Origin of the sequence: Streptomyces sp. NPDC050211, assembly GCF_040656035.1 — a bacterium.
Lineage (GTDB): Bacteria > Actinomycetota > Actinomycetes > Streptomycetales > Streptomycetaceae > Streptomyces.
On sequence record NZ_JBFALC010000002.1, the window covers coordinates 151,648 to 177,764 of the forward strand.

Here is a 26,117-nt window from a genome sequence, read left to right on the forward strand (position 1 = left end):
TCGCCTGCACGCCGGGCGGATTGGCGGCGATCGGTGCGGGGGTGGGGGCGGGACGGTCCGTAAGTGGTCTTCAGGGGGTCCTGGCATGATCATGGCGTGACCAGTGAATTTGTGCAGTCCAGTCCCAGGAAGTACGTCCTCTTTGATGTCGACGGTACGTTGATCGACGCCTTGGAGAATCAACGGCGGGTCTGGGGGATGTGGGCGGGGCGGTATCGGCTGGACGCGGATGAGGTTTATCGGGTGGCGTTGCGGACGCGGCCGATGGAGACGTTCGTGCAGGTGGCTCCGGAGCAGGATCCGGCGGAGTGTCTGGCTGTGTTGCATGAGCTGGAGGACGAGGACGTTCGGTCCGGTGTCTATGCGGCCTTCGACGGGGCGTCTGAGCTGCTGGACGCCCTGCCGGTGGGGTCGTGGGCGTTGGTGACCTCGAACTATGAGCATCGGGTGCGCGGGCGGTTTGCCCGGACGGGGCTGCCGGTCCCGCGTGTCATTGTCGATGCCGCCGCGGTGGAGGAGGGCAAGCCGTCGCCCGTGCCCTATCTGCTGGCCGCGGAGCAGCTTGGTGCCAGGCCCGAGGACTGCCTGGTCGTTGAGGACGCTCCCTCCGGAGTCGAGGCAGGGCTGCGGGCCGGGATGACCGTGTGGGGGGTCAACGCTGAGGTTGCGGTGGTCGGCGTGCACCGTCACTTCGGGAGCCTGCGTGAAGCGGTCCCCGACATCCTCGGCTTTGCCCGCCTGGAGGGATCAGACGCAGTGGGGTGATCACCGTCTGGCCGGTGATCACGCCCCTGCTGGTTTGGGCGGGCGACGGCGTGCGGTGCCGGGGCTACGACCCGTGGCAGTCCCCGTACGTCTGACCTGAGCCGCACCAGCAGACTCCGCCCTGCGGTGGCCACTCCACCGCGCGGCCCCGGGCTGCGAGTGTGGTCGCGTACTGGGGGAGGAGCGTTGGGTCTGCGGGGGATGCGCCTTCCGATGCGGCGAAGGCCTCGTACGACGGGACTGTTCCCGTGACGATTCCCAGGTTCGGGGTGCCTGAGGAGGCGAGTTCTCGGAGGGAGGCCTCTATCGTCGCCAGGTGCTCCTCGTGGGAGGGGTACTCCGTGGCCAGGGTGGGGTAGGCGGCGGTCAGTTCCGCCAGTTCGGTCGCCGGCCAGTGGAGTACGGCCACCGGGAAGGGGCGGGACAGTGCCGCCCTGTACGTGCCTAGTTCCGCCTGCAACCTTGAGATTTCTGCGCGCAGTTCTGCCGGGTTGTCCGAGCCCAGGGACCACAGGCGCTTGGGGTCGTGGAGTTCGTCCAGGGACACCGGGGAGGCGTTGACGGTGTCCGCGAGGGCGTCCCACTCGTCGTGGCCTGCGCCCAGCATGCGGCGTACGCGGTGGCGGCCGAAGAGGAGGGGGTGTGTGGCGTACGGGGGCTCCGGTACGTCCGTGAGGAGGAGCCGTACGCCCTGAGTGAACGTCTCCTGCGCCTGCTCCAGCTCGTCGTGTGATTCCAGGGCCTCCGCGACGATCACCCAGGGGGCCGGGTCGCGGGGGGATGCCGTGCGGACTCCCTCGATGATGGCCCTGGCTTCGGCCTCGTGGCCGTACTCCCAGAGGTTCGATGCCTTGAGTGCTCGTACCAGGTACGGGTTTTCCAGCCCGGCGGACGAGGACAGCAGGCGGTCGTAGAGCGTCGTCGCGGCGGGGCGGTCGCCGGACAGTTCCAGATGGGCCGCGGCCTGCAGGAGCAGGGCCTCGGCGTCCTCGGGGTACAGGCCGGCGGTCCGCTCGAGGCGGGCCGCTTCGGCGGCGTGGTCGACGTTTTCGGCAGGCGTGTCGGGGCGCATGGGGGACACCGTAGCGCCGGTCGGTGACGAAGGTGAGCTATGGGCAGGCCAGCGCCGGGCCCGGGGGTCCGGGCCCGGCACTGCGGGCGGTCAGTGACATCGGCTGCGGGTGCGCTCTGGCCGGGTGCGGGGGGCTTGGTGCTGGTGGCTGAGGGCTGGGTGCGGGTGCCGGTGGCTCGTGGTCGTGGCCGCCGGGTGGGCAGGTGCAGGCCTGGTTGTCACTGGTGTCGTTGTCACTGGCGTCGGGACGGTGGTCAGTCGTGCTCCTGCCCGTGCTCCGACTTCGCGTGGTGCGGGTGTTCCGGCTTCGTGGGGTGGTCGGGCTTCGTGGGGTGGGAGGGCTTTGTGGGGTGCGTCGGGTGGGACGGCTTGGTTGGGTGTTCCGGGTGCGCCGGCTTGGAGGGGTGCTCCGGGTAGGCCGGTTTCGTGGGGTGTTCCGGCTTGGAGGGGTGCTCCGGGTACGCGGGCTTCGTGGGGTGCTCCGGATGGGCCGGCTTGGTGGGGTGCTCTGGATAAGCGGGCTTGGTCGGGTGTTCCGGGTAGGCCGGCTTCGCCGGGTGCTCCGGGTGGGCGGGCTTTGTGGGGTAGGCGGGCTTGGTCGGGTGTTCCGGGTAAGCGGGCTTTGCCGGGTGAGCTGGGTGGTCAGGCTTCGTGGGATGTGCCGGCTTGGCGGGGTGTTGGGGGTAGGCGGGCTTTGCCGGGTGAGCTGGGTAAGCGGGCTTGGCCGGGTGTTCGGGGTAAGCAGGCTTTGCTGGGTGGTCGGGCTTGCTGGGGTGGGCCGGGTACGCCGGTTTCGTCGGGTGCTCCGGCTTGGAGGGGTGGGCCGGGTAGGCAGGTTTTGCGGGGTGTTCCGGGTGGGCCGGCTTCGCGGGGTGAGCCGGGTATGCGGGCTTGGCCGGGTGGACCGGCTTCGCTGGGTATGCGGGCTTGGCGGGGTGGACGGGTTTAGCCGGATGGTCGGGCTTCACCGGGTATGCGGGCTTGGCAGGGTGGTCGGGCTTCACCGGGTATGCGGGCTTGGCCGGGTGGACCGGCTTCGCCGGGTAAGCGGGCTTGGCAGGGTGGTCGGGCTTCGCCGGGTAAGCGGGCTTCGCTGGGTGGACGGGCTTAGCCGGATGGTCCGGCTTCGCCGGGTGGACAGGCTTGGCCGGGTACGCGGGCTTCGCCGGGTGGGGCGGGTGCGGGGTCTGGGCTTCGGCGTTGGCTGGCGCCGCGGTCGCCAGGGTGGCTGCGGTGAGTGCGGCGGCTGTGGCGGCTGAGGCCAGGACAGATCGCCAGCGTGGCGATGTCGTCATGTGATCCACTCTCCTCGACTTGGTTCAGGGCCTTGTGACGGCTGGTCAGCACCAAGGGCTGGATAGTGGAATTCATAGGAAAACGGGTTATATGACTAACGCGGTGGCAGTCATAAGCCACCGGACGGTGTACCGCGGGCCGCCACTTGGCCCGGGTGGTGGCGAGGGTGTTGGGCCACGCGGTGGCAGGGGGGCGGCGATCGGAGATCAGCGATCAGTGATCAGTGGGGAGCGGGGCGCGACGGCCCCCCCGCTCCGCCCCGCCGACATTCCCCTCGCAGCCGCCGCCCGCCCATAGCCCCCCCTCGGTCATCCCGTCCCGGAGGAGCGCCCGGGCCTCGCTACAAAGTCACCCCATCCACCTGCAACGTCTGCACCGCACCCCCCGCGAACGGCACGCTCACCGACTTGCCGCTCAGCCTGGTGTCCGAGTAGGCGCGGTAGCGGTCGCTGCCTGCGGTGGCCGTGTTCCAGCGGGGGACCAGACCGCCGGAGCCGCCCGAGACCGTGGAGAAGCGGGAGAGGTCGAAGGTGAGGGTCTGGGCGGACGAGGACGTGTTCACCGCGACGATCACCAGGCGGCGCGCGGACGCGTCGTATGCCGCTGTCGCGTAGCTCACGCCGGTGTCGAGGATCGTCATGCCGGGGCGGATGTGGCGGCTGAACTGGGCCATGACGTAGTACTTCGTCTGGATGGTGGTCGGCTGGAGCGTGTTCGCGTCGTACGCGATCATCGCCCAGCCGGTGCTCGGGTCCATGACCTGCCAGTAGCACCAGGCCGTCGGGTGCAGCCAGCGGAAGTCGTAGCAGAGGTTCGAGGCCATGGTCAGGCCGGTTCCGTCGCTGTCGCCGGTCTCGGAGTTCCACAGCTTCTTGCGGGAGGTCGTGACGACGTCCGTGTAGAGGAGGTCCCGGCGGCCGCCGGAGCCCTGGTAGCCGTGGACGTTGACCTGGCTCACCAAGGCCCTGGTGGATGAGTTGAAGGAGGACCAGGTCGAGCGGGCCGTGTCGTAGTTGGTCTCGTCGGAGGCGGAGATCCTGATGCCCGTCAGGCCGCGCGCGTCGAGTTCGCTGCGCATGTGCGGGAGTACGGCCGCCTGGACCGCCGGGTCCATGTGGCAGCCCTCCTGGGTGCCGGTGTCGGTCCACCAGGTGGAGGCGGGCTCGTTGAAGGGGTCGACCGTCGCGAAGTTCACGCCCCAGTTGTTGCGGGCGTACAGGGCTGTGGCCGCCAGGTGTGAGGCGTGCTGACGGTAGTTCCAGGTCTGGAGGTTGTTGGCGCCGCCCGCTGCTCCCGACGGGTTGTGGTTCTTGCACATCCACCACATCGGGGAGTTGGCGAACAGCTCGCTCACCGCACCCCGCTGCGTCGCCTTCACCAGCATCGCGCGCTGGTTGGCGTCCGCCGTCCAGTCCCAGGCGGAGGACGTGGGGTTCTCGTTGTTCCAGTCCTGCCAGAAGCCCTCGATCTGCTTGAAGGCGGGGATGTTGGGCGACTTCACCATCGACTCGCCGCCGACGCTGTTCCAGCTGCACGCGCCGAGGTTGTAGCGGGCGATGTTGAGGCCCAGGCCGGGGAGCGAAGTGCCGTTGTAGGTCACGGACTTGGTAGTGAAGAAGAGGTCGGCGAAGTCGTCCCGGGCGCCGAAGACGTTGGCCCACCAGGCGAGCGAGGTGCCCCAGCCCTCCCAAGTGCCGTAGCTGGTACCGGGGTTGACCGCGATGGTGGCGTCCGCGTGGGCGGTGCCGGTCGCCAGGGCGCTGCCGACGAGTGCGCCGCCTGTCGCCGCCAGCAGAGTTCTGCGTCGGATCATGACTTCTCCGCTTCGCTCAACGGCCGGTCGTCGTCGAACCGGCGTCGTGGCTTGTCCCGTGCATGCCGACAGGAAGCATCAGGTGTGGCGCGTGGGGTTGTCGAGGGTTCCGACAGCCCTTTCTCAAACCTGTGGAGGAAGTGTTCGGGGTACCGGACGCGCATACGTCTGGAGACCTCGCGCCCCGGCCCTTATCGTGCGGGCGGCCCCGGCGAAGGAGGTCACCGATGATGCGGGTTCTCGTCGTGCAGCACAGCAGCCGGCGACGGCGTGTGCTGCTGCGGCGCGGAGTGTGGGCGGGCGGCGAGGTCCTCGTCACCGTGGGCGTCGTACTCCTGCTGCTGGTCGTTCATCAGCTGTGGTGGACCAACCGGCAGGCCAAGGTCGGCGCCGAGCGGAAGGTGGAGGCGCTGGAGCGAGAGTGGGGGGTGCCGGAGGGCGGGGGCGCTCCGGACGATTCCGGTACATCCGGTACGTCGTCAGCCGCGCCCGAGGAGACCGACGTGCCCCCGCGGCAGCCCGCCGCACGACGTGCCACGTCCGCCGGTCCGGACTGGTCCCAGGCCTACGCCATCCTCACCATCCCCCGCCTCCACCTCCGCGTCCCCGTCGCCGAGGGCACCAGCAAGCAGAACGTCCTCAACAAGGGGTACGTCGGCCACTACTCCGGCACCCAACAGCCGGGCCGGGCCGGGAACTTCGCGCTCGCCGGGCACCGCAACACTCACGGCGAGCCCTTCCGGTACGTCAACCGGCTCGGCCGGGGGGACGAGGTTCAGGTGGAGACGGAGGACGCGGTCTATACGTACGCCGTCGACCGGATCCTTGCGCAGACCTCCGCGCGGGACACCGGTGTCATCCGGCCCGTGCCGAGCAGCACGGTTCGGCCCGGCCATGGCTATACCGACCCCGGCTATTACCTCACCCTCACCACCTGCACTCCCGAGTACACGTCGAAGTACCGGCTGGTGGTGTGGGGGAAGCTGCTGTCTATGCGGCCGCGCTGACGGTCCGCTGTCAGTGCCGGGATGGGTCGTCGGTTGGCTGCGGCGCCGTTGTGGCTGGTCGCGCAGTTCCCCGCGCCCCTAAAGGGGCGCCTGGAGATGGAGGAGCAGGGCCGCCGTGAGTTCCGCGGGGGCGTCTTCCTGTACCAGGTGACCCGCGCCGGCGATGGGCTCCAGCCGTGCGCCTGGGATGAGGGCGGTGAGTTCCTGGCCCTTTGCCGGGGGGATCCAGGTGTCGTCCTGGCCCCAGCAGATCAGGGTCGGGATGTCGATCTCGGTGTACCGGTGCTGGACCTCGTCGGTGTGGAGTTGGTCGGCCTGGGCGATCTGCCGGTAGAAGGCCGCCTGGCCGGGGTCGCCGAGCCAGGGCCGGACGAGGCGGTCGAGGGTGGCCGGGTGCAGGCCGGGGCTGCTGGCCGAGTTCACGTACTCGCGCACCAGGGCGCGGTGCAGCGCGGGCGGCAACTGCTCGAAGACCTCGGCGTGTTCGCCGAGCAGCCGGAAGGACGGGGAACCCCAGGGCGCCAGCGCGACCGGGTCGACCAGGGCGAGCGCACGGTAGCGGGCGCCGTGCAGCAGGTGGGCCCGCAGGGAGACGGCGCCGCCGAAGTCATGGGCTACCACCAGGGGTTCCGCCGTTGGCTCCGTCAGGCCCCAGTGCGCCAGGAGGTCGGTGAAGACCCGGCCCTGGGCGGCCAGGGACACGTCCTGGCCGGCGAACATCTCCGATTCCCCGTAACCGGGCATGTCCCATACGAACACCTGGTGCCGGCGGGCGAGTACGCGGGCGACGGCGCGCCAGACGTACGAGGAGAAGGGGGTGCCGTGGAGGAGCACGACCGGGTCCTGGCCGGGTGGTCCGAGGCTGTCCCAGCGGACGTCCCCGGAGCTGCTGCGGAAGGTCTGGGTCAACTGCCATTCAGTCAACGGGGCTCGTCCTTTCGGTAGGCGTGGATCTAGACATCCGTTCCCTCGGACCGGCGCCGTACGCACGTCCGCACCTTCCCGGCCGCCCCTCACGTCCTCTCCCGAAGCACCCCCACCCCCACCGCCGCGACCACCGCGAGCCCCGCCGACACGACCATCGCGACATCCGCGCCGCGCGCCAGGCTCCCCGACGATGTCGCCAGCGCGATGGTCAGCGCGACGCCCGCGCACGAGCCGATGTAGCGGAACGTCTGCTGTGCCCCCGACCCCATCGCCGCCCGCTCGGCCGGTACGGACTCCACCGAGAGCAGCGGCAGCGCGGCGTTCAGGAGGCCGCTGCCGACGCCCGCGATCACCAGGCCGGGCAGCAGACGGGCCCAGGAGCCGGAGTCCAGCGCGCCCAGCATCGCCATCGCGCCGCCCGCGTGGAGCAGGAAACCGAGGGCCAGTTGGAGGCGTGGCGGTACGCGGCCCGCCAGTCGCTTCGCCTGGAGGGCCACTGCGAACGACAGCCCGGACCACAGCAGGAACAGCCACGCCGTGTCCATCGCGGACAGGCCCAGCGTCTGCTGGAGCAGCGCCGGCAGGAAGCTGAACAGGCCGATCACCGCGAGCCCGGTGAACAGGCCGCCGACGGAGGAGCCGAGGAAGCGGGGGCGGCGCAGCAGGCCCAGGTCGATCATCGGCGTCGCCGCGCGGCGCTCCACCAGCACGAAGATCCCCACCAGTGCGGCGGACGCGGCCAGCAGCAATCCCACGGGCGCCCGCAGCCAGCCGTCCCGCCCCAGCGTCAGCGCCGCCACCAGCGCGACCAGTGCCAGCCCGAAGGTCACCGCCCCTCCGAAGTCGGGCCGCCCGCCTCTCGGGGCACGCGACTCCGCCAGCGTACGGATGCCGAGCGCGGCCACGATCAGCGCCGCGGCGCCCAACACCCCGTATGCCACCCGCCAGTTGGGCATCGCCCCGACCACCAGCGGTCCCAGCGCGATGCCGCCGCTCACGAACGCGCCCCACACGCCGGTCGCGTGCAGCCTGCCGCGTGGGGTCGGGAAGGCGTGCACGAGCAGGCCGAGGCTGCTGGCGAGGAGGGCGGCGCTGGCCGCGCCCTGGGCGATGCGGGCCAGCGTGAACAGCACGGTCGTACTCGTCAAAGCGCCCAGCGCCGTGGTGATGCCCAGGGCGAGTGTGCCGACGAGGAAGATCCGGCGGCGGCCGTAGTCGTCGGCGAGGCTGCCGGCGACCAGCAGCAGGGCGGCGAGGCCTAGCGGGGTGCCGTTCAGCAGCCAGGCCTGGGCGGAGAGCGGGGTGTGCAGGGCGGCGGCGGTCTCGGGGAGCGTGACCATCGGCGCGGTGTACGTCATGAGGGCCACGGCGGTGGCGGCGCTGGTCACGGCGAGGGTGGCCGTGGGGCGGGGCGCGGACTCGGGACGGGGAGCGGCCGGGGCGGCGGGCCGGATCGTCGGAGTTCGTTCACTGAACCTGGGCATGCCCCGTACCGTAACACCCAAGGTTCAGTCAATGAACCAACAGCCGGAAAACTGGTTACAGTGGACGCCATGGCATTGGGCAAGGACTACGTGACACAGGAGTGCTCGATCGCCCGGGCGCTGGAGATCGTCGGCGAGCGCTGGACCCTGCTCGTGGTGCGCGACGCGCTCTACGGCGTACGGCGCTACAACGACTTCCTCGTCCACCTCGGCATCCCGCGCGCCGTCCTGGCCGCCCGCCTCCAGGCGCTCACCGCCGAGGGGATCCTCGCCAAGCGCCGGTACCAGCAGTCGCCGCCGCGCGACGAGTACGTCCCGACCGACCGCGGCATCGCGCTGTGGCCCACGCTGCGCTCGCTCGGGCTGTGGGGCCGGGAGCACTTCGGGGAGGCCCAGCTGCGCATCTTCCGGCATGCGGAATGCGGTACCGAACTCGGCCCGTACGGCGAATGTCCCGTGTGCGGAACCGTCGTACGCCTCCCGGACGTAGAAATGTTGCCGGGACCCGGACTCGATCCGGACCCGGCGGATCCGGTCAGCCGGGCGCTGCTCAAGCCCAAGAGGCTGCTGCAGCCGCTCGAGACGGATCCTGTATAACGAACGAGACCAGTAATACGGGTTGAGTAGTGCGCGCAGGTGAGCGAGAGGGGGGAGTCGCAGTGATCCGCAGCAGTCGGACCGGCCTGCGTCCCGCCCTGATGCTGCTGCTTCTGCTCGTCCAGGTCGCGCTGCTCGACACGGGCAGCCTCTCGGCCACCGTCGCCCTCGCGGCGACCGCCGCCGCCGGGTCCGCCTTCGCCGCCTGCTCGCTCCTCGTCTCGCGCTGCGCGCCCGCCGTGCCGCCCACCCGGGTGCGTACGGCCATCCGCGACCGTGACCTTCGTACGGCGTTCCTGCCGCAACGCGATCCTGACGCCAGGGGGCGCACCCGGCCCCGGGCGCCCGGACGGGCCCTCCCGACGACCGTCGCGTAGGGCACGCACCTTCTTTCTTTTCCGTCCGTGACCCCGCGCGGGTCGTCATGCCGCCATCCCTGATCCGGCACGACGAGACCCCACGGAGGGCTCACCCATGTCCGTTTTCGCCAACCTGGTCGAGCAACTGGCGCAGCTGCTCGAACCGCTCTTCCACGCCTCCGCGGCCGCCGCCGCGATCGTCCTGTTCACCGCGTTCGTACGGCTGCTGGTGCATCCGCTGTCCCGGGCGGCGGCGCGCGGGCAGAAGGCGCGTACGGAGTTGCAGCCGAAGATCGCCGAGCTGCGGAAGAAGCACGGGAAGAACCCCGAGCGGCTCCAGCGGGCCGTGCTGGACCTGCATGCCGAGGAGAAGGTGTCACCGCTGGCCGGGTGTCTGCCCGGGATGTTCCAGTTGCCCGCGTTCTTTCTGCTCTACCACCTGTTCTCCAACCCGACGATCGGCGGTGAGGCGAACGAACTGCTCAGCCATGAGCTGCTGGCCGCGCCCCTCGGCCATCGCTGGGCGGACGCTCTGGCTGACGGCGGGGCGTTCGGGGCGGCCGGGCTGGTGTACGTCGGGCTGTTCGCGCTGGTCGCCGCCGTCGCGGTGTTCAACTACCGCCGGACGAAGCGGATGATGGCCGCGGGCGTCGCGGGCGCCCCCGTACCGGCGGCCGACGGGGATCAGGTCCCCGGGATGGGGGCGATGAGGAAGGTCATGCCGTTCATGTCCTTCTTCACGCTGATCACGGTGGCGGTGGTGCCGCTCGCCGCCGCGCTGTATGTGGTGACCAGTACGACCTGGAGTGCGGTGGAGCGGGCGGCGCTGTACCGCTGAGCAGCAGCCGGTGTCAGCCGGTGGTTTTGCGGGCCACGCCGCCGTAGAAGCCGATCTCGGCGGCGCGGGCCGGCGGCGGGGTGTCCGGGCGCCAGAACGGGACCTGGGTCACGCCGGGCTCGACCAGCTCGAAGCCGTCGAAGAGCCGCTCGACCTCGGCGCGGGTGCGCAGGTTCATGGTGGCGGTCGCGTTGTTGTAGATGGCCTGGGCGTCGCGGCGGTCCGCGAGGTCGCCGGTCGCGTGGGAGAGCACCAGGTAGCTGCCGGGCGGGAGCGCGTCGCGCAGGGTGGCGACGATCTGCGCGGGCTTCTCCGCGTCGGTGATGAAGTGGAGGATGGCGACGAGGAGCAGCGCGACCGGCTCGTCGAAGTCGATGACCTGGCGCACATCGGGGTGCTCGATGATCGCCTGCGGGTCGCGCAGGTCGCCGAGCGCGATGCTGGTCGCGCCGGACCGGCTGAGCAGCGCGTCGGCGTGCGCCTTCACGATCGGGTCGTTGTCGATGTAGGCGACGCGTACGTCGGACGCCGCCTCGTGGGCGATCTCGTGCACGTTGGGCGAGGTGGGCAGCCCGGTGCCGATGTCGAGGATCTGGCGGACGCCGGTGCCGACGACATACCGGACGGCACGCTGCAGGAACGCGCGGTTGGCCTGCACGCTGATCCGCACCTCGGGCGCCTTGGCGGCGAGGGCGTCACCGGCGGCCTGGTCCACCTCGTAGTGGTCCTTGCCGCCCAGCAGATAGTCGTAGATCCGCGCGGGGTGCGGCCGGCTGGTGTCGATCTCCTCGGCGCTCATGGCCATAGCTTTACATATCAACTTCAGGGCGTAGGAACGTAGTTGGATTTCTGCGGGGCGCACTCCGGTCCAGTCCGTGAACCGGGTCTTGCGGAGCGGTCGGTGACCTTGGAGGATCGACCAGTCCTCCGATGGCTGCGTGTGGGCCGCACACCGGCCGTGGCCGTCGGCCGGGCGCCCGCGATCGAGGGAGATTGTGAACATGAAGCTGCTGCGAGTCGGTACGGCGGGATCCGAGCGGCCCGCGCTGCTCGACGACCAGGGGATCCTGCGGGACCTCTCCGGCCTCGTCCCGGACATCGACGGGCCACTGCTCGCCGATGACGCCGCGCTCGGCCGGATCCGGGCGGCCGCCGGTGCCGGGGAACTGCCCGAGCTGGACGCGGCCGGGCTGCGGGTCGGGCCGCCGGTGGGGCGGATCGGCAAGATCGTGTGCATCGGGCTCAACTACCACGACCACGCCCGCGAGACGGGGGCCGAGCCGCCCCCCGAGCCGGTGATCTTCTTCAAGGCCGCGGACACGGTGGTCGGGCCGCATGACACGGTGCTGGTTCCTCGTCGGTCCGTGAAGACCGACTGGGAGGTCGAGCTGGCGGTCGTCATCGGGCGTACGGCCCGGTATCTGGACTCGGCCGAGGAGGCGCTCGCTCATGTCGCCGGGTATGCGGTGTCGCATGACGTGTCCGAGCGGGAGTTCCAGATCGAGCGGGGCGGCACGTGGGACAAGGGGAAGAACTGCGAGACGTTCAATCCGCTGGGGCCGTGGCTGGTGACGGCGGACGAGGTGGCGGATCCGCAGGGGCTTTCGCTGAAGCTGTGGGTCAATGGGGAGTTGAAGCAGGACGGGACTACGGCTGAGCAGATCTTTCCCGTGGGGGAGGTTGTGCGGTACGTCAGTCAGTTCATGACGCTCTATCCCGGGGACGTGATCAATACGGGGACGCCGGCGGGGGTGGCGCTGGGGCGGCCTGAGCCCAAGCCGTATTTGCGTTCTGGGGATGTTGTGGAGCTGGAGATTGAGGGGCTCGGTCGGCAGAGGCAGGAGTTTAAAGACGCCTAAGGGGCGGGGGGCTGCGGTGGTAGGGCGGCATTGGGCCGTCTGTGGTTTCTCGCGCAGTTCCCCGCGCCCCTATAGGGCGTTGTAGCTACTGCTTTTCCAAGTAGTGCTCCAGGGCTTCCACTACGAATTTGTGGTCCTGCAGCTGCGGCAGGCCGCTCACCGTTACCGAACCGATCACGCCTGCGCCTTCCACTGTGATCGGGAAGGAGCCGCCGTGGGCTGCGTACTCGTCGGGGTTGAGGCGGGAGGAGTCCTCGAAGGTGGTGCCCTTGGCTCGGAAGCGGGCGCCTACCAGGTAGGACGCTGAGCCGTAACGCTCGACCACCCGGCGTTTGCGGTTGATCCAGGCGTCGTTGTCGGGGGTGGAGCCGGGGAGGGCCGCGTGGAAGAGTTGCTGGCCGGCACGGTGGATGTCGATGGCGACCGGGGCCTGGCGTTCGCGGGCCATCTCGACCAGCAGGGAGCCCAGGGCCCAGGCGTCGTCGTAGGTGAACTCGCGGAAGACCAGGCGGCGTTCCTGGGCCTCCAACTCCTCCAGCGGCGGGGTGAGTTCGGGGTGGAACTTGGGGGTCAGCTCGGGGTTGTGTGTCACAGCGTCACCGTCACATGGTCGCGGGCGGAACGGCGGGCCGCCTCCAGTACGTCGAGGGCGGCGGCCGCCTCCAGCGCGGTCACCGGGTTGGGACCGCCGTCCAGCAGGGCCTTCGCCACGGCCGCATAGTAGGCGGGGTAGTCGCCGGGGAGGGTCGGCTCGGGGCGGCCGCCGCCGGTCAGCGGGGACTCGCCGGAGCCGACGCGGCCCCAGAGGGACTCGGGTTCCGTGCCCCAGTCGGCGGTCGTGGAGGGCCGCTGCCCGTCCTTCAGTGCCGCCTCCTGCGGGTCCAGGCCGTGCTTCACATAGCCCGCCCGCGAACCCAGCACCCGGAAGCGGGGGCCGAGCTGGGCGGTCGTCGCGGTGCAGTAGAGGTGGGAGCGGACGCCGCTCGCGTGGGTGATGGCGATGAACGTGTCGTCGTCCGTCTCGGCTCCGGCGCGGCGGATGTCCGACTCGGCGTACACGGACGTCGCGGGGCCGAAGAGGACCAGGGCCTGGTCGACGACGTGGCTGCCGAGATCGTAGAGGAGACCTCCGATCTCTGCGGGGTCGCCGGACTCCCGCCAGCCGCCCTTGAGTTGCGGGCGCCAGCGCTCGAATCGGGACTCAAAGCGCCATACGTCGCCCAGTTCGCCCTCGGCCAGCAGCTTGCGCAGGGTCAGGAAGTCGTTGTCCCAGCGGCGGTTCTGGAAGACGGAGAGCAGCAGTCCGCGCTCGTCCGCCAGCGCCGCGAGTTCGCGTGCCTCGGCCGCCGTGCCTGCGATGGGCTTGTCGACGACCACGGGGAGGCCCGCCTTGAGCGCGGTGGTGGCGAGCGGGACGTGCGTCTTGTTCGGGGACGCGACGACGATCAGGTCCAGCTCGTCGGCCCGGTCGAACAGCTCGTCCGGGGTGGCGGCGACGCGGACGTCCGGGAACTCGGCGCGGGCCTGCTCCGCGCGCTCGGGGTTCGAGGTGACCACCGTGTCGAGGGTGAGGGCCTCGGTGGCGGCGATCAGCGGGGCGTGGAAGACGGAGCCTGCGAGGCCGTAGCCGACCAGGCCGACGCGGAGAGGGGTAGCACTCATGGCTCCCACTTTCGCAACGCTGTTGCCAAAGTGCAAGCGGTGGGGAGAATGGGGGCGTGAACAGGACGAAGGGTGGCCGTGACGAGGGCAGGGCGGGTGGCTTGAGGGGGGCGGTCGGTGGCGCGGATCTCTTTGCCCTGCGCAGTCACAACACCGCACTTGTGCTCGATCTGCTGCGGGCGGCCGACGCCGACGGGATCAGCCGGCTCGAACTCGCCGAGCGCACCGGGCTCACCCCGCAGGCCGTCAGCAAGATCACGGCCCGACTGCGGGAGGAAGGGCTCGTGGCCGAGGCGGGGCGGCGCGCGTCCACGGGCGGGAAACCGCGGACCGTGCTTCGGCTGGTTCCGGAGGCGGGGCATGCGGTCGGGGTGCATCTCGACCGGGATGAGCTGCGGGCGGTCCTCGTCGACCTCAAGGGCAGCGTGGTGGGGGAGCGGTGCACGCCGCTGGACCTGGGGGCGGGGGCCGAGGCCGTGCTGGGGGAGGTGGAGGGGGCGGTTGCCGCTGTGCTGGGGACGGGGGTGGTTCGCGGGCTCACCGGCGTCGGGGTCGCGCTGCCCGGGCCGCTCGATCATGTGCGGGGGGTGCTGCACCGGGTCACCGGGTTTCCGGAGTGGGACGGGTTTCCGTTGCGGGAGGTGCTGGAGGCGCGGCTGGGGGTGCCGGTCGTCGTCGACAAGGACACCAACGCCGCCGCGCTCGGGATCGCCGTCGGCCGTGGCGGCGGGGGCGGGTCCTTCGCGTATCTCCATCTCGGTACGGGGCTCGGGGCCGGGCTCGTGATCGGCGGGAACGTGCACCGGGGGGCGCGGACCGGGGCGGGCGAGTTCGGGCACCAGGTCATCCAGCTCGACGGACCGCCGTGCACCTGCGGCAACCGCGGCTGCATCGAGGCGCTGTGCCTGGGGGCGGTGGCGCGCGGTGAGGTCGACGAGGCGGCGCGGGTGCTGGGGGCGGGGGCCGCGAATCTGGTCGGATTGCTGGACATCGATGTGGTGCTGCTGGGAGGGCGGACGGTGGCTGCGGCGCCGGAGGTGTTCGTGCGGGGAGTGGGTGCGGTGCTGGAGGAGCGGGCTCGGCGGGAGGGGGCGGGGGAGGGTGGGGTGCCGGTGAGGGTCGCGCCGGGTGGGGTGCGGGGGGTTGCGGAGGGGGCGGCGCAGTTGTTGTTGGCGCCGGTGTTCGGGCGGGGGGACGGGTAGCGGGTAGGTGAGGTGAGGGGATCAGGCAGGCGGCACCGATCAGCCCAGAGACGCGGTCGCCGCGGGCTGGCCGGCCGTGCACGCGCGCGACGCGGCGGTTCTGTTCCGGCTGGTCCTCGAATCGGCCCCGGCCGGGACCGTATGGCACGCCGTCGCCGACGAGGGCGACGCAGTGCGGGACATCGCGACCGTCATCGGGCGGCGACTGGGCCTGCCGGTCAAGGAGGTTCCGCAGGAAGACTTCGGCCCGTTCGGCCCGATGTTCGCCATGGACCAGCCGGCGTCCGGCGCCCACACCCGCGACGCCCTCGGCTGGCAGCCGACGCACCCCGGCCTTCTCGAGGACCTGGAGAACATTCAGCCCTGACGGCCGGCTGAAGGGGAACGTGATCCGCGCCCCCGATCGAGCGCATCCCCACCCCCATCCGAGGGCACTCCCGGCATGGCACACCGGAACCCCCACCCCTGCCCACCATGCTCATGTGCTCATGCGACTGTTCACGCCCGCCTCCCTCTGCCTCGCGGTGGCAGCCGCCCTGCTCTCCGCGCCGGCACATGCGGACATCGAAGCCGCCTGTACCGCCCCCGACGACGGCACCTTTCCCCTCACCACCCGTATCCACGGCGGCCCCGCCTCCTATGAGGCCGGCGGTGGCTATGGGACCTGGTCTCTCGATCTCACCAACACCACCGACCGGACCTGCTCCGGCATCCACCCGGTCGTCGTCCTCGTCGACGAACGGCACACGCTGAAGCCCTCGCAGCCCCGGCTCGAGTTCTACGACGGACCCCGCCCGCGTCCGGTCCGCTTCGAGGCGACCGACGCCGATGAGCTGGTCGGGGCCTTCGGGGGCGACCACGACGGCTTTCCCGGTTTCACCGTCGGCGCGGGCGCGACGGTCACCGTGAAGGTGAGGCTCGCGGTGACGTCGGACGCGGCGCCGAACCGGGTCACCGCGAACGCGGCCGTCGTACAGCGGCATGAGGACGACGGCGACTGGGTCGGCCAGTCCAACGACTACCGCTTCGGCATCGACGCCGACCAGGAACCCACCCCGCCCCACACCGACGCCTCCGCCCCGGCCACCACCCGCCCCCTCCCCTTCGCCGACGAACTCGCCCGCACCGGTCTCAGCACGCCGCCCGGTGCCCTCGCCGCCACCGTCGTCTTCCTGCTCACCACGGGCGGCGCACTGTTCCTCGTACGCAGGCGCCGCTGAGCGCACCGCGCCCGTCTGCGACGATCCGTGGCCGCAACCTTCGTGCGGTGAGTCGGGAACCTCAGGGCGCCCGATGGCGTTCGTGTCACTGACGGCCGGACGAGCCGAGTCGTCGGCTCACAGTGCCAACTGCTGATGGCGTACGACGACTTGACCGGGGGGCAAGAGGCGTGCAGCAGCACCGCGCACACCTCACGCGCCCGGCCGCCGTCGTGCTCTCCGCGCTGCTCGCGGTCCTGACCTTCCTCCTGCCGGTGTCGGCCAAGTCGGCGTCGGCGTCCCGCCCGTCCTCGACGGGCACGGTCGCGACGGCGATCACGCAGGCGTCCGCGACCGCCGACGCGCAGCGACCCGTCACCGTGGCGCACCCCGTGCTCGGCCACGCCGACGTAGTGCCGTACCCGTTCCAGCCCTTCCTGGGCCCTGGCGCCGGGGACGCAGCCCCGCACCGCGCTGTCGGCGGCCCCGCCGTGGCCGTGGCGGCCGCGACCGCGGGAGCGAGCCGTGGCGCCCACGCGTATCGCCCGCGCGGCCCGCCGTCCCGATGGAGCACCGAAGTCCGTATCGACGCCTGACCGTTCGCCTCCGCGTCCGGCGCAGACGTCGACTCCGTCTGCCTGCCCATCGTGGAGAACTCATGTCTCGCGCGCCCATGTGGCGGGCGATCGTCGCCCTAGGTGTGATCGCCGCCTCGCTCTACTTCGCTCTCACCCAGCCCGCCCGCCTCGGCCTCGACCTGCGCGGCGGCACCCAGATCGTCCTGGAGACCAAGGACTCACCCGTCGTCGAGGCCAATGCCGAATCGACCCAGCGGGCCCTGGAGGTGCTCCGCCAGCGGGTCGACGCGCTCGGCGTGTCCGAGCCGAGCCTGTACCGGTCCGGACAGCAGCGGATCTTCGTCGAGCTGCCCGGCCTGCAGGACCCGCGCGAGGCCGCCGAAGTCATCGGCCGCACCGCGCAGTTGACCGTCCACCCGGTGCTGGGCGCGACGGACAAGCAGGACGAGAACAAGGGGAAGCCGGCCAAGGACGGCTCGCGCACCCTGGCCGACCCCGACCAGAAGGGGGCGTTCCTCAAGCTCGGGCCCACCGCCCTCACCGGCGAGGGCGTCAAGGACGCCGAGGCGGTGCTCGACCAGCAGCAGATGTCGGGCTGGATGGTCGACCTCACCTTCCGCGGGCAGGCGGGCAAGGACTGGGCACGGGTCACCGGGGCGGCGGCCTGTGCCCCGCAGGGCGCCCCCGAGCGGCGCGTCGCCATCGTCCTGGACGGCAAGGTCCTCTCGGCGCCCGGCGTCAACGCGGATGTGGCGTGCGAGGTCGGCATCTCCGGCGGCTCCACGCAGATCACCGGCGGCTTCGGCCGGGAAGAGGCCCGCGATCTGGCCGCGCTCGTCAAGGGCGGTGCGCTGCCGGTGCCCGTAGAGGTCGTGGAGCAGCGCACCGTCGGCCCCACGCTCGGTGCCGACGCCATCGCCGCCAGCACCCAGGCCGCGATCATCGGGCTCGCCCTGACGGGGCTGTTCATCCTCGTCGTCTACCGGCTGCTCGGCGCCCTGGCCACCATCGCGCTCGCGCTGTACGGGCTGATCTCCTACGCCGCACTGGTCGCCCTGGGCGCGACCCTGACCCTGCCCGGACTCGCCGGTTTCGTCCTGGCGATCGGCATGGCGGTGGACGCGAACGTGCTGGTCTTCGAGCGCGCCCGCGAGGAGTATCTGGGAGCCCGCGCCCTGAAGTCCGCCTCGGCGCACCTGGACAAACCGCTGCGCACCGGCTTCGCCAAGGCCTGGAGCGCGGTGGTCGACTCGAATGTGACGACGCTGCTCGCGGCCGGGCTGCTCTTCTTCTTCGCCACCGGACCCGTCAAGGGCTTCGGCGTCACGCTCTCCATCGGTGTCCTCGTCTCGATGATCTCGGCCCTGGTGATCACCCGGGTCCTCGCCGACTTCGCGATCCGGCGCGGCTTCGTGCGCAACCGGCCCGGCCTGACCGGGATCACCTCCACCGGCCGGGTACGCGCCTGGCTCGCGCGCCGCAAACCCCGCCTGGTGCACCACCGGCGCCGCTGGCTCGGCGTCAGCGCGCTGCTGATCGTGGTCGCCGTCGCCGGAATCGGCCTGCGCGGCCCGGACTTCGGGGTGGAGTTCACCGGCGGGCGCCTGGTGCAGTACAGCACCAGCAGGCCCGTGGACGTGGACGCGGCGCGCACGGCGGTCACGGACGCCGGGTTCCCGCGCGCGGTGGTGCAGGAGTCGGGGGACGGGGACATCTCGGTACGCACCGGTGAGCTGAGCAACGACCAGCAGCACACGATCAAAACGGCGCTGGCGAAGGAGGGCGGCGAGGTCACCGTCGAGCGGGACGAGCTGATCGGCCCGAGCCTCGGCGACGAACTGCGCCGGCACGCGCTCATCGCGCTCGGCATCGCCGTCGCGGCCCAGCTGATCTACCTCAGCGTGCGGTTCCGGTGGACGTTCGCCGCCGCGGCGGTAGCGGCCATGGTGCACGACGTGCTGCTCGTGGTGGGCCTGTTCGCCTGGCTCGGCAAGCCCGTCGACAGCGTCTTCCTGGCGGCCCTGCTCACGGTCGTCGGCTACTCCGTCAATGACACCGTCGTCGTCTTCGACCGGGTGCGCGAGGCGCGCCGCCGCGATCCGGCGGCGGACCTGGAAACCACCGCGAACCAGGCCGTCATTCAGACGCTGCCGCGCACGGTGAACACCGGTATGGGCGCGCTGTTCATCCTGGCAGCCCTGGCCGTGCTCGGCCGTGACTCGCTCGCGGACTTCTCCCTGGCACTGATCGCCGGCATGGTGATCGGTATGGCGTCGACGGTGTTCACCGCCGTACCGATCGCCGTGCAACTCGAGGGCAGCCGCCCGGCGCCACCAGCGCGCCCCAAGCGCGGCGAGGCCAGCGGAGCGCGGAGTCCGCTGGAGCGACGCGGGCGGACGCGGGATTCAGGCGCTGTGGTGTGAGGGCGCCCTGGGCATGGAGGTCCGCGACCGGGATGATGAGCGAGCTGGGCACGGCGATCGCCAGGGGGAGTGACAGCTGATGAGAGCGTGTGTGGTCGGGGCCGGCCCCGGGGGAATCGTCACCGCCAAGGTGCTGCTGGAGAACGGTTTCGACGTCACGGTCTTCGACAAGTACCAGCAGGTCGGCGGGATCTGGTCAGCACAGGGCTGCTACGACGGGCTGGCCAACCAGTCCGCGCTCCGTATCTTCGAGTTCGCGGACCTGCCCAACCGCCTGCACTTCGCCGGCGCGGTGGACACGCAACGCTACCTGGAGAACTACGCCAAGACCTTCGGTGTACTGAACCGCGTCCGGCCCGGCACCGAGGTGATCTCCATCAGTCCGGTGGAGGGGCCCGGGCGGGTGGGCGCCTCCGGCTGGTCGGTCGACTCCCGGCCTGCCGGGGACACGGCGGCCGACGTTCATCGCGAGACATTCGACTACGTCGTTGTCGCCAGCGGGGCTCATCATCATCCCCAACTGCCCGAGCTGCCCGGGCGTGAGTCGTTCCGTGGGACCGTGCTGCACTCCAACGAGGTGCGGGCCGGGACATTCGCGGGCCGACGCGTGGTCGTCGTAGGCGGCGGTAAATCCGCATTGGACCTGATCACCCGCGCCGCACGCGAGGCGGCCTCGGCCACGATCGTGCAGCGCAAGGTGAACTGGATGATCCCCGAGCGGCTCCTGCTCGGTCTGGTCGGCTACAAGTGGATCCTGTTCACCCGTCTCGGTGAGGCGCTCCTGCCCCGTTACCACGATCCGGACTGCGTCCGCCCGATCGACCGCATCGACGAGCGGGTCAAGCGGGCTCTGTGGTGGCTCATCACCCGTGACATGCTGCTTTCCACCGGGCTGTACCGGCTGCCGAGGCAACTGCGGCCCGCTCACGCGCTCCCCTTCCATCTGGCCCACGCGGGAGTGATGCCACGCGGCTACGCGCGGGCCGTCCGCCGCGGCCTGATCGCCCCCAAGGTCACTGCCGTCGAGGCGTATACCGACAAGGGGCTGCGACTGGCGACCGGCGAGGAAGTGGCGGCGGATGTCATCGTGTTCGCCACGGGGCACCACAAAGTCTTCCCGTTCCTGGACTCGAGCGTGTGCGTGCACGATGACGACGGGCGGCTGCGGCTCTACCGAGGCATCGTGCCCCCCGGCGCCGACCGGTTGGGGTTCGTCGGTTTCCGGCAGGTCTTCAACAACATCATGGGAGTGGAACTCACCGCGCACTGGTTGGCCGGCCATTTCCGGGCGACGCTGCGCACCACCCCGGGCGAGCAGGAGATGCGGGAGGCCATCGACGCTCGCCTGGCCTGGCAGGAGCAGGTACTGCCAGGCTCCGGCGGCTACGACTTCGGCCCCTACGACATCCACTGCGCGGACGAACTCCTGCACGACATGGGGTTGCCATCCCGCCGCACCGGCAACCTGCTGGCCGAATACCTGCTTCCCGGCGGAGTGGCACACCGCTACGCGGGCTTGACTCGATCGAGTTCGGCGAAATGAATGCAGGGTTCAACCTGAGGCTTGCCATCTTGACGCGTAACCTATGGGTTACGCTTCTTGGGTGGACGACCTGAGCCAGGTGGCCGACGCCATCGCCGATCCGGTGCGCCGGGAGATCCTGATGATGTTGCGCCGTACCCCGCTGACGGCAGGCGACATCGCTGCCCGGTTCGCCATCAGCCGACCCGCGGTCAGCCGTCACCTGCGCGTGCTGCGGGAGAGCGGCCTGGTCCGGGACCAGCAGATCGGACGCCACCGGCGTTACTCCCTCGTCCGTCCCCGGCTGGGCGACCTCGCCGCCTGGCTCACTCAGTTCGACACCCAGCGTGCCGACTGGCCGCAGCGGCTGGCCGCGTTGGAGACCGAGGTCTACCGCACCCGACGGGACCGTCATCGGGCGGAGCCCGCTGACGATCAGCCCACCGCGCGCCACTTCAAGGAGGACACGGCATGACCCTTGAGCCCACCGGACGACTGATCCCCACGCCGACGGGGCACGACCTGATCCTTACCCGCAGCTACCGCGCCTCCGCCGACGACGTCTGGGCGAGTGTCACCGAGCCGGAGCGCACCGCCCGCTGGTTCGGCCCGTGGCGCGGCCAGGCGGCGGCCGGCCGCACCGTCGAGGTGCAGATGGTGTTCGAGGAGTCGGCGCCCTGGTGCCCACTGCGCATCGAAGCCTGCGAACCGCCGCGCCGACTCGCCGTCTCGATGGAGGACGAGGCCGGATCCTGGTCGCTGGAGCTGCTGCTGGCCGAGAACGACGGCACCACCGAACTCCGGCTGGTCCAACACCTCGCCTCCACCGAGCACCTCGGCGAGACCGGCCCGGGCTGGGAGTACTACCTGGACATGCTCACCGCCGCACGCACGGGCGCGCCACGTCCTGACTTCGAGGACTACTACCCCGCGCAGAAGGCGTACTTCGAGTCCCTGGCCTGATGCGCCGGACAGGCGGACGGCTTGCTGTCTCAGACGAGGTCAACGAGGTCCGCGATCGAGTCGACGACCTTGGTCGGCCGGTACGGGAACCGCTCGATCTCACCGACCTTGGTCAGCCCGGTGAGCACCAGGAACGTCTGCATCCCGGCCTCCAGGCCCGCCAGCACGTCCGTGTCCATGCGGTCACCGATCATGGCGGAGGTCTCGGAGTGCGCCCCGATGACGTTCAGCCCGGTCCGCATCATCAGGGGATTCGGCTTGCCCACGAAGTACGGATCCTTGCCCGTCGCCTTCGTGATCAGCGCAGCGACAGAGCCGGTTGCCGGAAGCGCCCCCTGAGGAGAGGGCCCGGTGTTGTCCGGGTTGGTGGCAATGAACCGGGCGCCGTCGTCGATCAGCCGGATCGCCTTCGTCAGCGACTCGAAGGAATAAGTACGCGTTTCGCCCAAGACCACGAAATCGGGATCAAGGTCAGTCATCACGTAGCCCACATCGTGCAGCGCCGTAGTCAGGCCGGCCTCGCCGATGACGTAGGCCGAGCCTCCGGGGTGCTGACTGTCCAGGAACTTGGCCGTCGCCAAAGCCGAGGTCCAGATGTTCTCCACCGGCACGTCGAGGCCGATCCGGCTCAGCCGGGCGTGGAGATCACGCGCTGTATAGATCGAGTTGTTCGTCAGGACGAGGAACGGCTTGCCTGACCCGCGGAGCTTCTTGATGAACGCATCTGCTCCGGGGACTGGCACACCCTCGTGCATAAGCACCCCATCCATGTCGGTGAGCCACGATTCGATGGGCTTGCGATCTGTCATGGGTGGTGGCTCCTGCCGTACGCGGACTCATGGAATGACCATGCTATTCACTCGTCGGGTACCAACTGCTAGTCCCTCGTCTGGAGCAGCCGTCACCCCTTCCCGGGTGCGGGGGCGGGCCCGGAGGAGGAGCCTCCTGGTATCTGGAGGTTCATGATGGGTCCACTGAACGTCACTCTCTGTGCGGGCGCGGCGATCTTCGCGGCGCTCACCCCGGCCGCCCACGCGGCGGACGGAGGCGGCCTCTCGGTGACCCCGGCGTCCCCCGCCCCCGGTACCGACATCGCCCTCAGGACCACCGGCTGCTCCACCACCACCGGCACCGCGGCCTCGGCGGCCTTCGTCGCCGACGCCCGCCTCACCGGCTCCGGCGGCACACTCGTCGGGGAGACCCGCGTCAGCTCCTCGATCAGGGCGGGTACGTACGACGTGCGGGTCACGTGTGCGGGCGTGCAGACGAAGGGCGCCCTCACCGTCGTAGCGAAAACGCCACCGAAGACGCCACCGAAGGCGCAGCCGCATACGCAGCCGTCGGCCCCGCTCCAGCCCGCTGCCCCCGCCCCCGCCTCCTCCCCCGTGGCCCCCGTCCAGGCGGGCGGCGGCGGCGCGGCCCGGCTCGGCGCCGAAGCCGAGGCGGATGCCGAGGCCGACGAGGCCGGGCCCGGTACGGGGCACGCGGTGACCGGGCTGGTGCTGGCGGGTGTCGCCGCGGTCGCCGTGGCGCTGCGCAGCGCCCGCCGGAGCCGCGGAACGGACTGACCGGCGATGTCCGAGCGCTCCCCGGGTACCGGCCGCCTCACGACGGGGTTGGTCTGGGCGGTGCTGCTGCTCGGGCTGTGGCTGTGGGGGCGGGAGGTCACCGACGTACGGCACGGGACAGCCACCCCCACCACCGGTGACATGGCGGCGGTCGGCAGGCCCCCGGACGCCGAACTGCCGCCCGCCGCCCGGCCGTTGAAGGCCGCGCTGCCGCAGCGCATCGACATCCCCGACCTGGGCGTGCAGGCCCCCGTCGTGGCCCGCGGACTCGACGCGCACGGCGCCGTCGACCCACCGCCCCTCGACCAGCCCGGAGTGGTCAGCTGGTACGCGGGCGGCGCGAAACCCGGCGCCGCGGGCACCGCGCTCATGGTCGGACACGCCGACACCGAGACCCGCCCCGCCGTCTTCCACAAGCTCAGCTCCCTGCAGCCCGGCGCGAAGGTCCGCGTCATCCGCGACGACGGCAAGATCGCCGAGTTCACCGTCGACGACATCCAGGTAGTAACCCGCGACCTCTTCGACGCCCACCAGGCCTACGGCCCTCACCACCCCGGCCGCCCCGAACTACGGCTGATCACGTGCGGCGGCACCTTCGACCGCGCAAGCCGCACCTACACGGCAAACGTGATCGTCTCGGCCTACCTCACGTGAGCGCCCCGAAAGGGGCGCGGGGCTGTATCGATATGCGGCTCCGCCGCGCGGGCGCGACCAGCCCCCACCAACCCGCACGATTACTTGCTGACCGGCGGAGCCACCCGCCCGGTCGACGACCCGCTCCCCCTGAAGCCGCCGACCGGGCTGGTCCTCAACCGCGTGCGCTCGGGCTGCGGGAGTAACCCGGCGACCGGCGCGGGAGGCTTGGAAGCCACAGTGGGGGAGGACTGGCCGGGGACTGGGGCCATCGAGGACGACTGTAGAACGAAAAACGCTGCCCGGCATAGAGGTTGCAGGTGGTACAGGGGTCTACGCGGGTCCGTCGGCCGTCCCCCCGCCCTCCCCGCGCAACTCCGCGTCATCCGCGACCCGTTCGATGACAGCGCTCGCCACCCGGTCGAGCGGAAGCCTGCGCCGGCGCGCGTACTGCCGCAGGGCCATGAACGCGTCGTCGGCCCCCGTGCCCCAGCGCTCCGCCAGCATCCCCTTGGCCTGCTCGATCCGCACCCGGCTGGTCAGGGCTTCCTGCAACTGCCCGGCCAGCGTGCGGTACTGCACGTACGCGCGATGGTTCTGCAGTCCTACGGCGGCGGCGTCGGCCAGCGCCTGGGCCAGCGCCAGTTCCGCCTCACCGGCATGCCCGTCGTGCTCGGGGGGCGTCGGCGCGAACACGTTGAGCGCGCCGAGCAGTGTCTCGCGGCGGCGGAGCGGCACCGCATACGTCGCCATGACGTCGTGCCGCAGCGCCCGCGCGGTGAAGTCCGGCCAGCGGGCGTCGGCGTGGGCGAGCCGGATGGACACCGGCGGCACCGGCTGCCCGGAGCTGTAGCTGTCGAGGCAGGGCCCGCCGCCGTGCTGCGCCTCCAGCAGATCGAGGGCGACCTCCTGCTGGCGGCTGCTCCCGGCCAGCGACACCGCCCGACCGCCATCGATCAGCATGATCCCGGCCGCCCGCGCGGCCAGCAGTTCCACACAGTGGTCCGAGATCACCTGTAAGTACCGCGTGGCCTCGAAGGCGTCGGTGAGAGTGTCCGCCGCCTCCACCAGAGCCTGAGCGAGCTGTATCTCCCGACCGGTGTGATGCATGCCCGCGCACTCCCTTTCGCGTGCCCTCGCGCCCTCCTCTCAGGCGCGCGCCTCTCCAGACCATCGGGGCTGTAACAGCTCTCCGACAAGGCTCGGGCGGCCTCGTGGGCGCAGCGTTACGTATGTCAGGATTGAGCCTCGAACGGTGCACCCAAGGGGGAGTTGGATGTACGGCAACAGGGGGGTGAGGTCTTTGACGGCCGGAACACGGGCGTCCGCAGTGGTGCTGGGGGCGGCGCTGCTGCTCGCGGGGTGCTCTTCCGGGGACGGGGACGGCGGGGAGGAGACCGGTGACGCCGGTGCGAAGATCTCCCAACAGCCCAAGGACACCGACCCGTTCTGGGTCAACCCGGAGGGAAACGCGGCCGAGCAGGTCGCGACGTACGCGAAGGCCGGCAAGCAGGACGAGGCCGAGCAGATCCGCAAGATAGCTCAGCAGCCGACGGGCGAGTGGCTCACTCCGGAGAGCGCCGAGCAGGAGGCGCGCGGCTTCACCGAGGCCGCCGAGAAGGCCGACCGGGACGCGCTGCTCGTCGTCTACAACATTCCGCACCGCGACTGCGGCCAGTTCTCCGGCGGCGGCGCCGCGGACGGCAACGCGTACCGGGGGTTCATCGACCAGGTCGCCAAGGGCATAGGCGACCGCTCCGCGACCGTGATCCTCGAACCGGACGCGATCCTGCACCTGGTCGACGGCTGCACCCCGGACGAGTTCCACGAGGAGCGCTACGACCTCCTCAAGGGCGCCATCGAGAAGCTCAAGGCCAACAAGAACACCAAGGTCTACCTGGACGCGGGCAACGCCGGCTGGGGCCAGCCCGACCAGATCTTCGAGCCCCTCCAGTGGGCGGGCATCGACAAGGCCGACGGCTTCTCCGTCAACGTCTCGAACTTCTACACCACCGAAGACTCCATCGCCTACGGCAAGGAGCTCTCCGCGAAGGTCGGCAACAAGCCCTTCATCATCGACACCAGCCGCAACGGCAACGGCCCCTACACCGAGGGCAACCCCGACGAACGCTGGTGCAACCCACCCGGCCGAGCCCTCGGCGAAACCCCGACCACCAAAACGGCGGACCCCTTGGTCGACGCCTACGTCTGGGCCAAACGCCCCGGCGAATCGGACGGCGAGTGCAAGGGCGGCCCGAAGGCGGGCGAGTGGTGGCCGGAGTACGCGCTGAGCTTGGCCAAGGCCAGCAAGTGACCACATGACTCGGGGCGCCTTCCGCAAAGGAGGGCG

General features: G+C 70.8%; 26 protein-coding genes and 1 pseudogene. 17 read left to right on the forward strand and 10 right to left on the reverse strand.

Translation table 11 applies throughout. The features are described from left to right. The first annotated feature begins 96 nt into the window (after positions 1 to 96). Positions 97 to 765 carry an HAD-IA family hydrolase gene (locus AB0I98_RS02625; protein ID WP_362934165.1) on the forward strand — a complete coding sequence of 223 codons (669 nt, stop codon included), beginning with the start codon at positions 97 to 99 and terminating at the stop codon, positions 763 to 765. Between the two features lie 64 nt (positions 766 to 829). On the opposite strand, the gene AB0I98_RS02630 is transcribed toward AB0I98_RS02625, so the two are convergent. The 3 genes from AB0I98_RS02630 to AB0I98_RS02640 form a co-directional block, all read right to left on the reverse strand. Further along, positions 830 to 1,837 carry an SEC-C domain-containing protein gene (locus tag AB0I98_RS02630; protein ID WP_362934168.1) on the reverse strand — a complete coding sequence of 336 codons (1,008 nt, stop codon included), beginning with the start codon at positions 1,835 to 1,837 and terminating at the stop codon, positions 830 to 832. 254 nt (positions 1,838 to 2,091) lie between these two features. After that, positions 2,092 to 3,132, reverse strand: a complete 1,041-nt coding sequence (locus AB0I98_RS02635) for a hypothetical protein (protein ID WP_362934171.1) — start codon at positions 3,130 to 3,132, stop codon at positions 2,092 to 2,094. Positions 3,133 to 3,473: 341 nt separating this feature from the next. Next, positions 3,474 to 4,946 carry a beta-1,6-galactanase gene (locus AB0I98_RS02640; RefSeq protein WP_362934174.1) on the reverse strand — a complete coding sequence of 491 codons (1,473 nt, stop codon included), beginning with the start codon at positions 4,944 to 4,946 and terminating at the stop codon, positions 3,474 to 3,476. 230 nt (positions 4,947 to 5,176) lie between these two features. Here AB0I98_RS02640 and AB0I98_RS02645 point away from each other — a divergent pair, with 230 nt between their 5' ends. Further along, the gene (locus AB0I98_RS02645) at positions 5,177 to 5,953 is read left to right on the forward strand and encodes a class E sortase (RefSeq protein ID WP_362934834.1); all 777 of its coding nucleotides are present in this window, start codon (positions 5,177 to 5,179) and stop codon (positions 5,951 to 5,953) included. 78 nt (positions 5,954 to 6,031) lie between these two features. Here the strand turns inward: AB0I98_RS02645 and AB0I98_RS02650 are convergent, their stop codons facing one another. Beyond that, on the reverse strand, positions 6,032 to 6,877 hold the full coding sequence (locus AB0I98_RS02650) for an alpha/beta hydrolase (protein WP_362934177.1): 846 nt from the start codon (positions 6,875 to 6,877) through the stop codon (positions 6,032 to 6,034). A gap of 89 nt (positions 6,878 to 6,966) precedes the next feature. Next, positions 6,967 to 8,364: an MFS transporter gene (locus AB0I98_RS02655; protein WP_362934180.1), complete on the reverse strand. Its 1,398-nt coding sequence runs from the start codon at positions 8,362 to 8,364 to the stop codon at positions 6,967 to 6,969. Positions 8,365 to 8,433: 69 nt separating this feature from the next. Here AB0I98_RS02655 and AB0I98_RS02660 point away from each other — a divergent pair, with 69 nt between their 5' ends. The 3 genes from AB0I98_RS02660 (at position 8,434) to AB0I98_RS02670 (ending at position 10,158) form a co-directional block, all read left to right on the forward strand. Then, positions 8,434 to 8,961, forward strand: coding sequence for a helix-turn-helix domain-containing protein (locus tag AB0I98_RS02660; RefSeq protein WP_362934183.1), 528 nt, complete (start codon positions 8,434 to 8,436; stop codon positions 8,959 to 8,961). Positions 8,962 to 9,062: 101 nt separating this feature from the next. After that, complete coding sequence (locus tag AB0I98_RS02665; RefSeq protein WP_362934837.1) at positions 9,063 to 9,338, forward strand: DUF6412 domain-containing protein; 276 nt, start codon at positions 9,063 to 9,065, stop codon at positions 9,336 to 9,338. A 97-nt stretch (positions 9,339 to 9,435) separates the two neighbouring features. Beyond that, entirely contained in the window at positions 9,436 to 10,158 is a 723-nt protein-coding gene (locus AB0I98_RS02670; RefSeq protein WP_362934186.1) for a YidC/Oxa1 family membrane protein insertase, read from the forward strand. A 13-nt stretch (positions 10,159 to 10,171) separates the two neighbouring features. Here the strand turns inward: AB0I98_RS02670 and AB0I98_RS02675 are convergent, their stop codons facing one another. Continuing rightward, the gene (locus tag AB0I98_RS02675) at positions 10,172 to 10,957 is read right to left on the reverse strand and encodes an SAM-dependent methyltransferase (RefSeq protein ID WP_362934189.1); all 786 of its coding nucleotides are present in this window, start codon (positions 10,955 to 10,957) and stop codon (positions 10,172 to 10,174) included. A gap of 202 nt (positions 10,958 to 11,159) precedes the next feature. Here AB0I98_RS02675 and AB0I98_RS02680 point away from each other — a divergent pair, with 202 nt between their 5' ends. Continuing rightward, the gene (locus AB0I98_RS02680) at positions 11,160 to 12,017 is read left to right on the forward strand and encodes a fumarylacetoacetate hydrolase family protein (protein ID WP_362934192.1); all 858 of its coding nucleotides are present in this window, start codon (positions 11,160 to 11,162) and stop codon (positions 12,015 to 12,017) included. Positions 12,018 to 12,102: 85 nt separating this feature from the next. On the opposite strand, the gene AB0I98_RS02685 is transcribed toward AB0I98_RS02680, so the two are convergent. Together AB0I98_RS02685 and AB0I98_RS02690 are read right to left on the reverse strand one after the other, a co-directional pair. Next, complete coding sequence (locus AB0I98_RS02685; RefSeq protein ID WP_362934195.1) at positions 12,103 to 12,609, reverse strand: heme-degrading domain-containing protein; 507 nt, start codon at positions 12,607 to 12,609, stop codon at positions 12,103 to 12,105. Continuing rightward, entirely contained in the window at positions 12,606 to 13,679 is a 1,074-nt protein-coding gene (locus AB0I98_RS02690; protein WP_362934199.1) for a Gfo/Idh/MocA family oxidoreductase, read from the reverse strand. Before AB0I98_RS02690 ends, AB0I98_RS02685 begins: the two co-directional genes overlap by 4 nt. A gap of 101 nt (positions 13,680 to 13,780) precedes the next feature. Between AB0I98_RS02690 and AB0I98_RS02695 the strand changes: the two genes are divergently transcribed. The 8 genes and pseudogenes from AB0I98_RS02695 to AB0I98_RS02730 all read left to right on the forward strand — a co-directional run bounded on the left by AB0I98_RS02695 (position 13,781) and on the right by AB0I98_RS02730 (position 21,566). Further along, entirely contained in the window at positions 13,781 to 14,881 is a 1,101-nt protein-coding gene (locus AB0I98_RS02695) for an ROK family transcriptional regulator (RefSeq protein WP_362934844.1), read from the forward strand. A 67-nt stretch (positions 14,882 to 14,948) separates the two neighbouring features. Continuing rightward, positions 14,949 to 15,248 (forward strand): annotated as a pseudogene (locus tag AB0I98_RS02700) (3-beta hydroxysteroid dehydrogenase); the annotation flags it as partial. Between the two features lie 121 nt (positions 15,249 to 15,369). Then, positions 15,370 to 16,101: a hypothetical protein gene (locus tag AB0I98_RS02705; RefSeq protein ID WP_362934847.1), complete on the forward strand. Its 732-nt coding sequence runs from the start codon at positions 15,370 to 15,372 to the stop codon at positions 16,099 to 16,101. Positions 16,102 to 16,271: 170 nt separating this feature from the next. Then, on the forward strand, positions 16,272 to 16,676 hold the full coding sequence (locus tag AB0I98_RS02710) for a hypothetical protein (RefSeq protein WP_362934202.1): 405 nt from the start codon (positions 16,272 to 16,274) through the stop codon (positions 16,674 to 16,676). 62 nt (positions 16,677 to 16,738) lie between these two features. After that, on the forward strand, positions 16,739 to 19,081 hold the full coding sequence (gene secD / locus AB0I98_RS02715) for a protein translocase subunit SecD (protein ID WP_362934205.1): 2,343 nt from the start codon (positions 16,739 to 16,741) through the stop codon (positions 19,079 to 19,081). 79 nt (positions 19,082 to 19,160) lie between these two features. After that, complete coding sequence (locus tag AB0I98_RS02720; RefSeq protein ID WP_362934208.1) at positions 19,161 to 20,624, forward strand: NAD(P)/FAD-dependent oxidoreductase; 1,464 nt, start codon at positions 19,161 to 19,163, stop codon at positions 20,622 to 20,624. Positions 20,625 to 20,685: 61 nt separating this feature from the next. Continuing rightward, positions 20,686 to 21,078 carry a metalloregulator ArsR/SmtB family transcription factor gene (locus tag AB0I98_RS02725; protein ID WP_362934211.1) on the forward strand — a complete coding sequence of 131 codons (393 nt, stop codon included), beginning with the start codon at positions 20,686 to 20,688 and terminating at the stop codon, positions 21,076 to 21,078. Continuing rightward, complete coding sequence (locus AB0I98_RS02730; RefSeq protein WP_362934214.1) at positions 21,075 to 21,566, forward strand: SRPBCC family protein; 492 nt, start codon at positions 21,075 to 21,077, stop codon at positions 21,564 to 21,566. Before AB0I98_RS02725 ends, AB0I98_RS02730 begins: the two co-directional genes overlap by 4 nt. 29 nt (positions 21,567 to 21,595) lie before the next feature. Here AB0I98_RS02730 and AB0I98_RS02735 read toward each other — a convergent pair whose 3' ends face one another. Further along, complete coding sequence (locus AB0I98_RS02735) at positions 21,596 to 22,375, reverse strand: HAD-IIA family hydrolase (RefSeq protein WP_362934217.1); 780 nt, start codon at positions 22,373 to 22,375, stop codon at positions 21,596 to 21,598. 156 nt (positions 22,376 to 22,531) lie between these two features. On the opposite strand from AB0I98_RS02735, the gene AB0I98_RS02740 reads away from it, so the two are divergent. Both AB0I98_RS02740 and AB0I98_RS02745 read left to right on the forward strand, forming a co-directional pair. Continuing rightward, the gene (locus AB0I98_RS02740; protein ID WP_362934850.1) at positions 22,532 to 23,134 is read left to right on the forward strand and encodes a hypothetical protein; all 603 of its coding nucleotides are present in this window, start codon (positions 22,532 to 22,534) and stop codon (positions 23,132 to 23,134) included. A 6-nt stretch (positions 23,135 to 23,140) separates the two neighbouring features. Then, positions 23,141 to 23,788 (forward strand): class F sortase, encoded by a 648-nt coding sequence (locus AB0I98_RS02745; RefSeq protein WP_362934220.1) that lies wholly within the window; start codon positions 23,141 to 23,143, stop codon positions 23,786 to 23,788. Between the two features lie 312 nt (positions 23,789 to 24,100). Here the strand turns inward: AB0I98_RS02745 and AB0I98_RS02750 are convergent, their stop codons facing one another. Further along, entirely contained in the window at positions 24,101 to 24,877 is a 777-nt protein-coding gene (locus AB0I98_RS02750; protein WP_362934223.1) for a GAF and ANTAR domain-containing protein, read from the reverse strand. 166 nt (positions 24,878 to 25,043) lie between these two features. Between AB0I98_RS02750 and AB0I98_RS02755 the strand changes: the two genes are divergently transcribed. Next, positions 25,044 to 26,081 carry a glycoside hydrolase family 6 protein gene (locus AB0I98_RS02755; RefSeq protein ID WP_362934226.1) on the forward strand — a complete coding sequence of 346 codons (1,038 nt, stop codon included), beginning with the start codon at positions 25,044 to 25,046 and terminating at the stop codon, positions 26,079 to 26,081. Positions 26,082 to 26,117: the final 36 nt, after the last annotated feature.

Excerpts from the sequence above, each read along its gene's own strand:
- AB0I98_RS02690 (WP_362934199.1), bottom strand. The coding sequence starts at position 13,679 with ATGAGTGCTACCCCTCTCCGCGTCGGCCTGGTCGGCTACGGCCTCGCA.
- AB0I98_RS02660 (WP_362934183.1), top strand. The coding sequence starts at position 8,434 with ATGGCATTGGGCAAGGACTACGTGACACAGGAGTGCTCGATCGCCCGG.
- AB0I98_RS02655 (WP_362934180.1), bottom strand. The coding sequence starts at position 8,364 with ATGCCCAGGTTCAGTGAACGAACTCCGACGATCCGGCCCGCCGCCCCG.
- AB0I98_RS02630 (WP_362934168.1), bottom strand. The coding sequence starts at position 1,837 with ATGCGCCCCGACACGCCTGCCGAAAACGTCGACCACGCCGCCGAAGCG.
- secD (WP_362934205.1), top strand. The coding sequence starts at position 16,739 with ATGTCTCGCGCGCCCATGTGGCGGGCGATCGTCGCCCTAGGTGTGATC.
- AB0I98_RS02670 (WP_362934186.1), top strand. The coding sequence starts at position 9,436 with ATGTCCGTTTTCGCCAACCTGGTCGAGCAACTGGCGCAGCTGCTCGAA.
- AB0I98_RS02635 (WP_362934171.1), bottom strand. The coding sequence starts at position 3,132 with ATGACGACATCGCCACGCTGGCGATCTGTCCTGGCCTCAGCCGCCACA.
- AB0I98_RS02680 (WP_362934192.1), top strand. The coding sequence starts at position 11,160 with ATGAAGCTGCTGCGAGTCGGTACGGCGGGATCCGAGCGGCCCGCGCTG.
- AB0I98_RS02745 (WP_362934220.1), top strand. The coding sequence starts at position 23,141 with ATGTCCGAGCGCTCCCCGGGTACCGGCCGCCTCACGACGGGGTTGGTC.
- AB0I98_RS02640 (WP_362934174.1), bottom strand. The coding sequence starts at position 4,946 with ATGATCCGACGCAGAACTCTGCTGGCGGCGACAGGCGGCGCACTCGTC.
- AB0I98_RS02665 (WP_362934837.1), top strand. The coding sequence starts at position 9,063 with ATGCTGCTGCTTCTGCTCGTCCAGGTCGCGCTGCTCGACACGGGCAGC.
- AB0I98_RS02675 (WP_362934189.1), bottom strand. The coding sequence starts at position 10,957 with ATGAGCGCCGAGGAGATCGACACCAGCCGGCCGCACCCCGCGCGGATC.
- AB0I98_RS02705 (WP_362934847.1), top strand. The coding sequence starts at position 15,370 with ATGCGACTGTTCACGCCCGCCTCCCTCTGCCTCGCGGTGGCAGCCGCC.
- AB0I98_RS02755 (WP_362934226.1), top strand. The coding sequence starts at position 25,044 with ATGTACGGCAACAGGGGGGTGAGGTCTTTGACGGCCGGAACACGGGCG.
- AB0I98_RS02735 (WP_362934217.1), bottom strand. The coding sequence starts at position 22,375 with ATGACAGATCGCAAGCCCATCGAATCGTGGCTCACCGACATGGATGGG.
- AB0I98_RS02730 (WP_362934214.1), top strand. The coding sequence starts at position 21,075 with ATGACCCTTGAGCCCACCGGACGACTGATCCCCACGCCGACGGGGCAC.
- AB0I98_RS02720 (WP_362934208.1), top strand. The coding sequence starts at position 19,161 with ATGAGAGCGTGTGTGGTCGGGGCCGGCCCCGGGGGAATCGTCACCGCC.
- AB0I98_RS02750 (WP_362934223.1), bottom strand. The coding sequence starts at position 24,877 with ATGCATCACACCGGTCGGGAGATACAGCTCGCTCAGGCTCTGGTGGAG.
- AB0I98_RS02645 (WP_362934834.1), top strand. The coding sequence starts at position 5,177 with ATGCGGGTTCTCGTCGTGCAGCACAGCAGCCGGCGACGGCGTGTGCTG.
- AB0I98_RS02740 (WP_362934850.1), top strand. The coding sequence starts at position 22,532 with ATGGGTCCACTGAACGTCACTCTCTGTGCGGGCGCGGCGATCTTCGCG.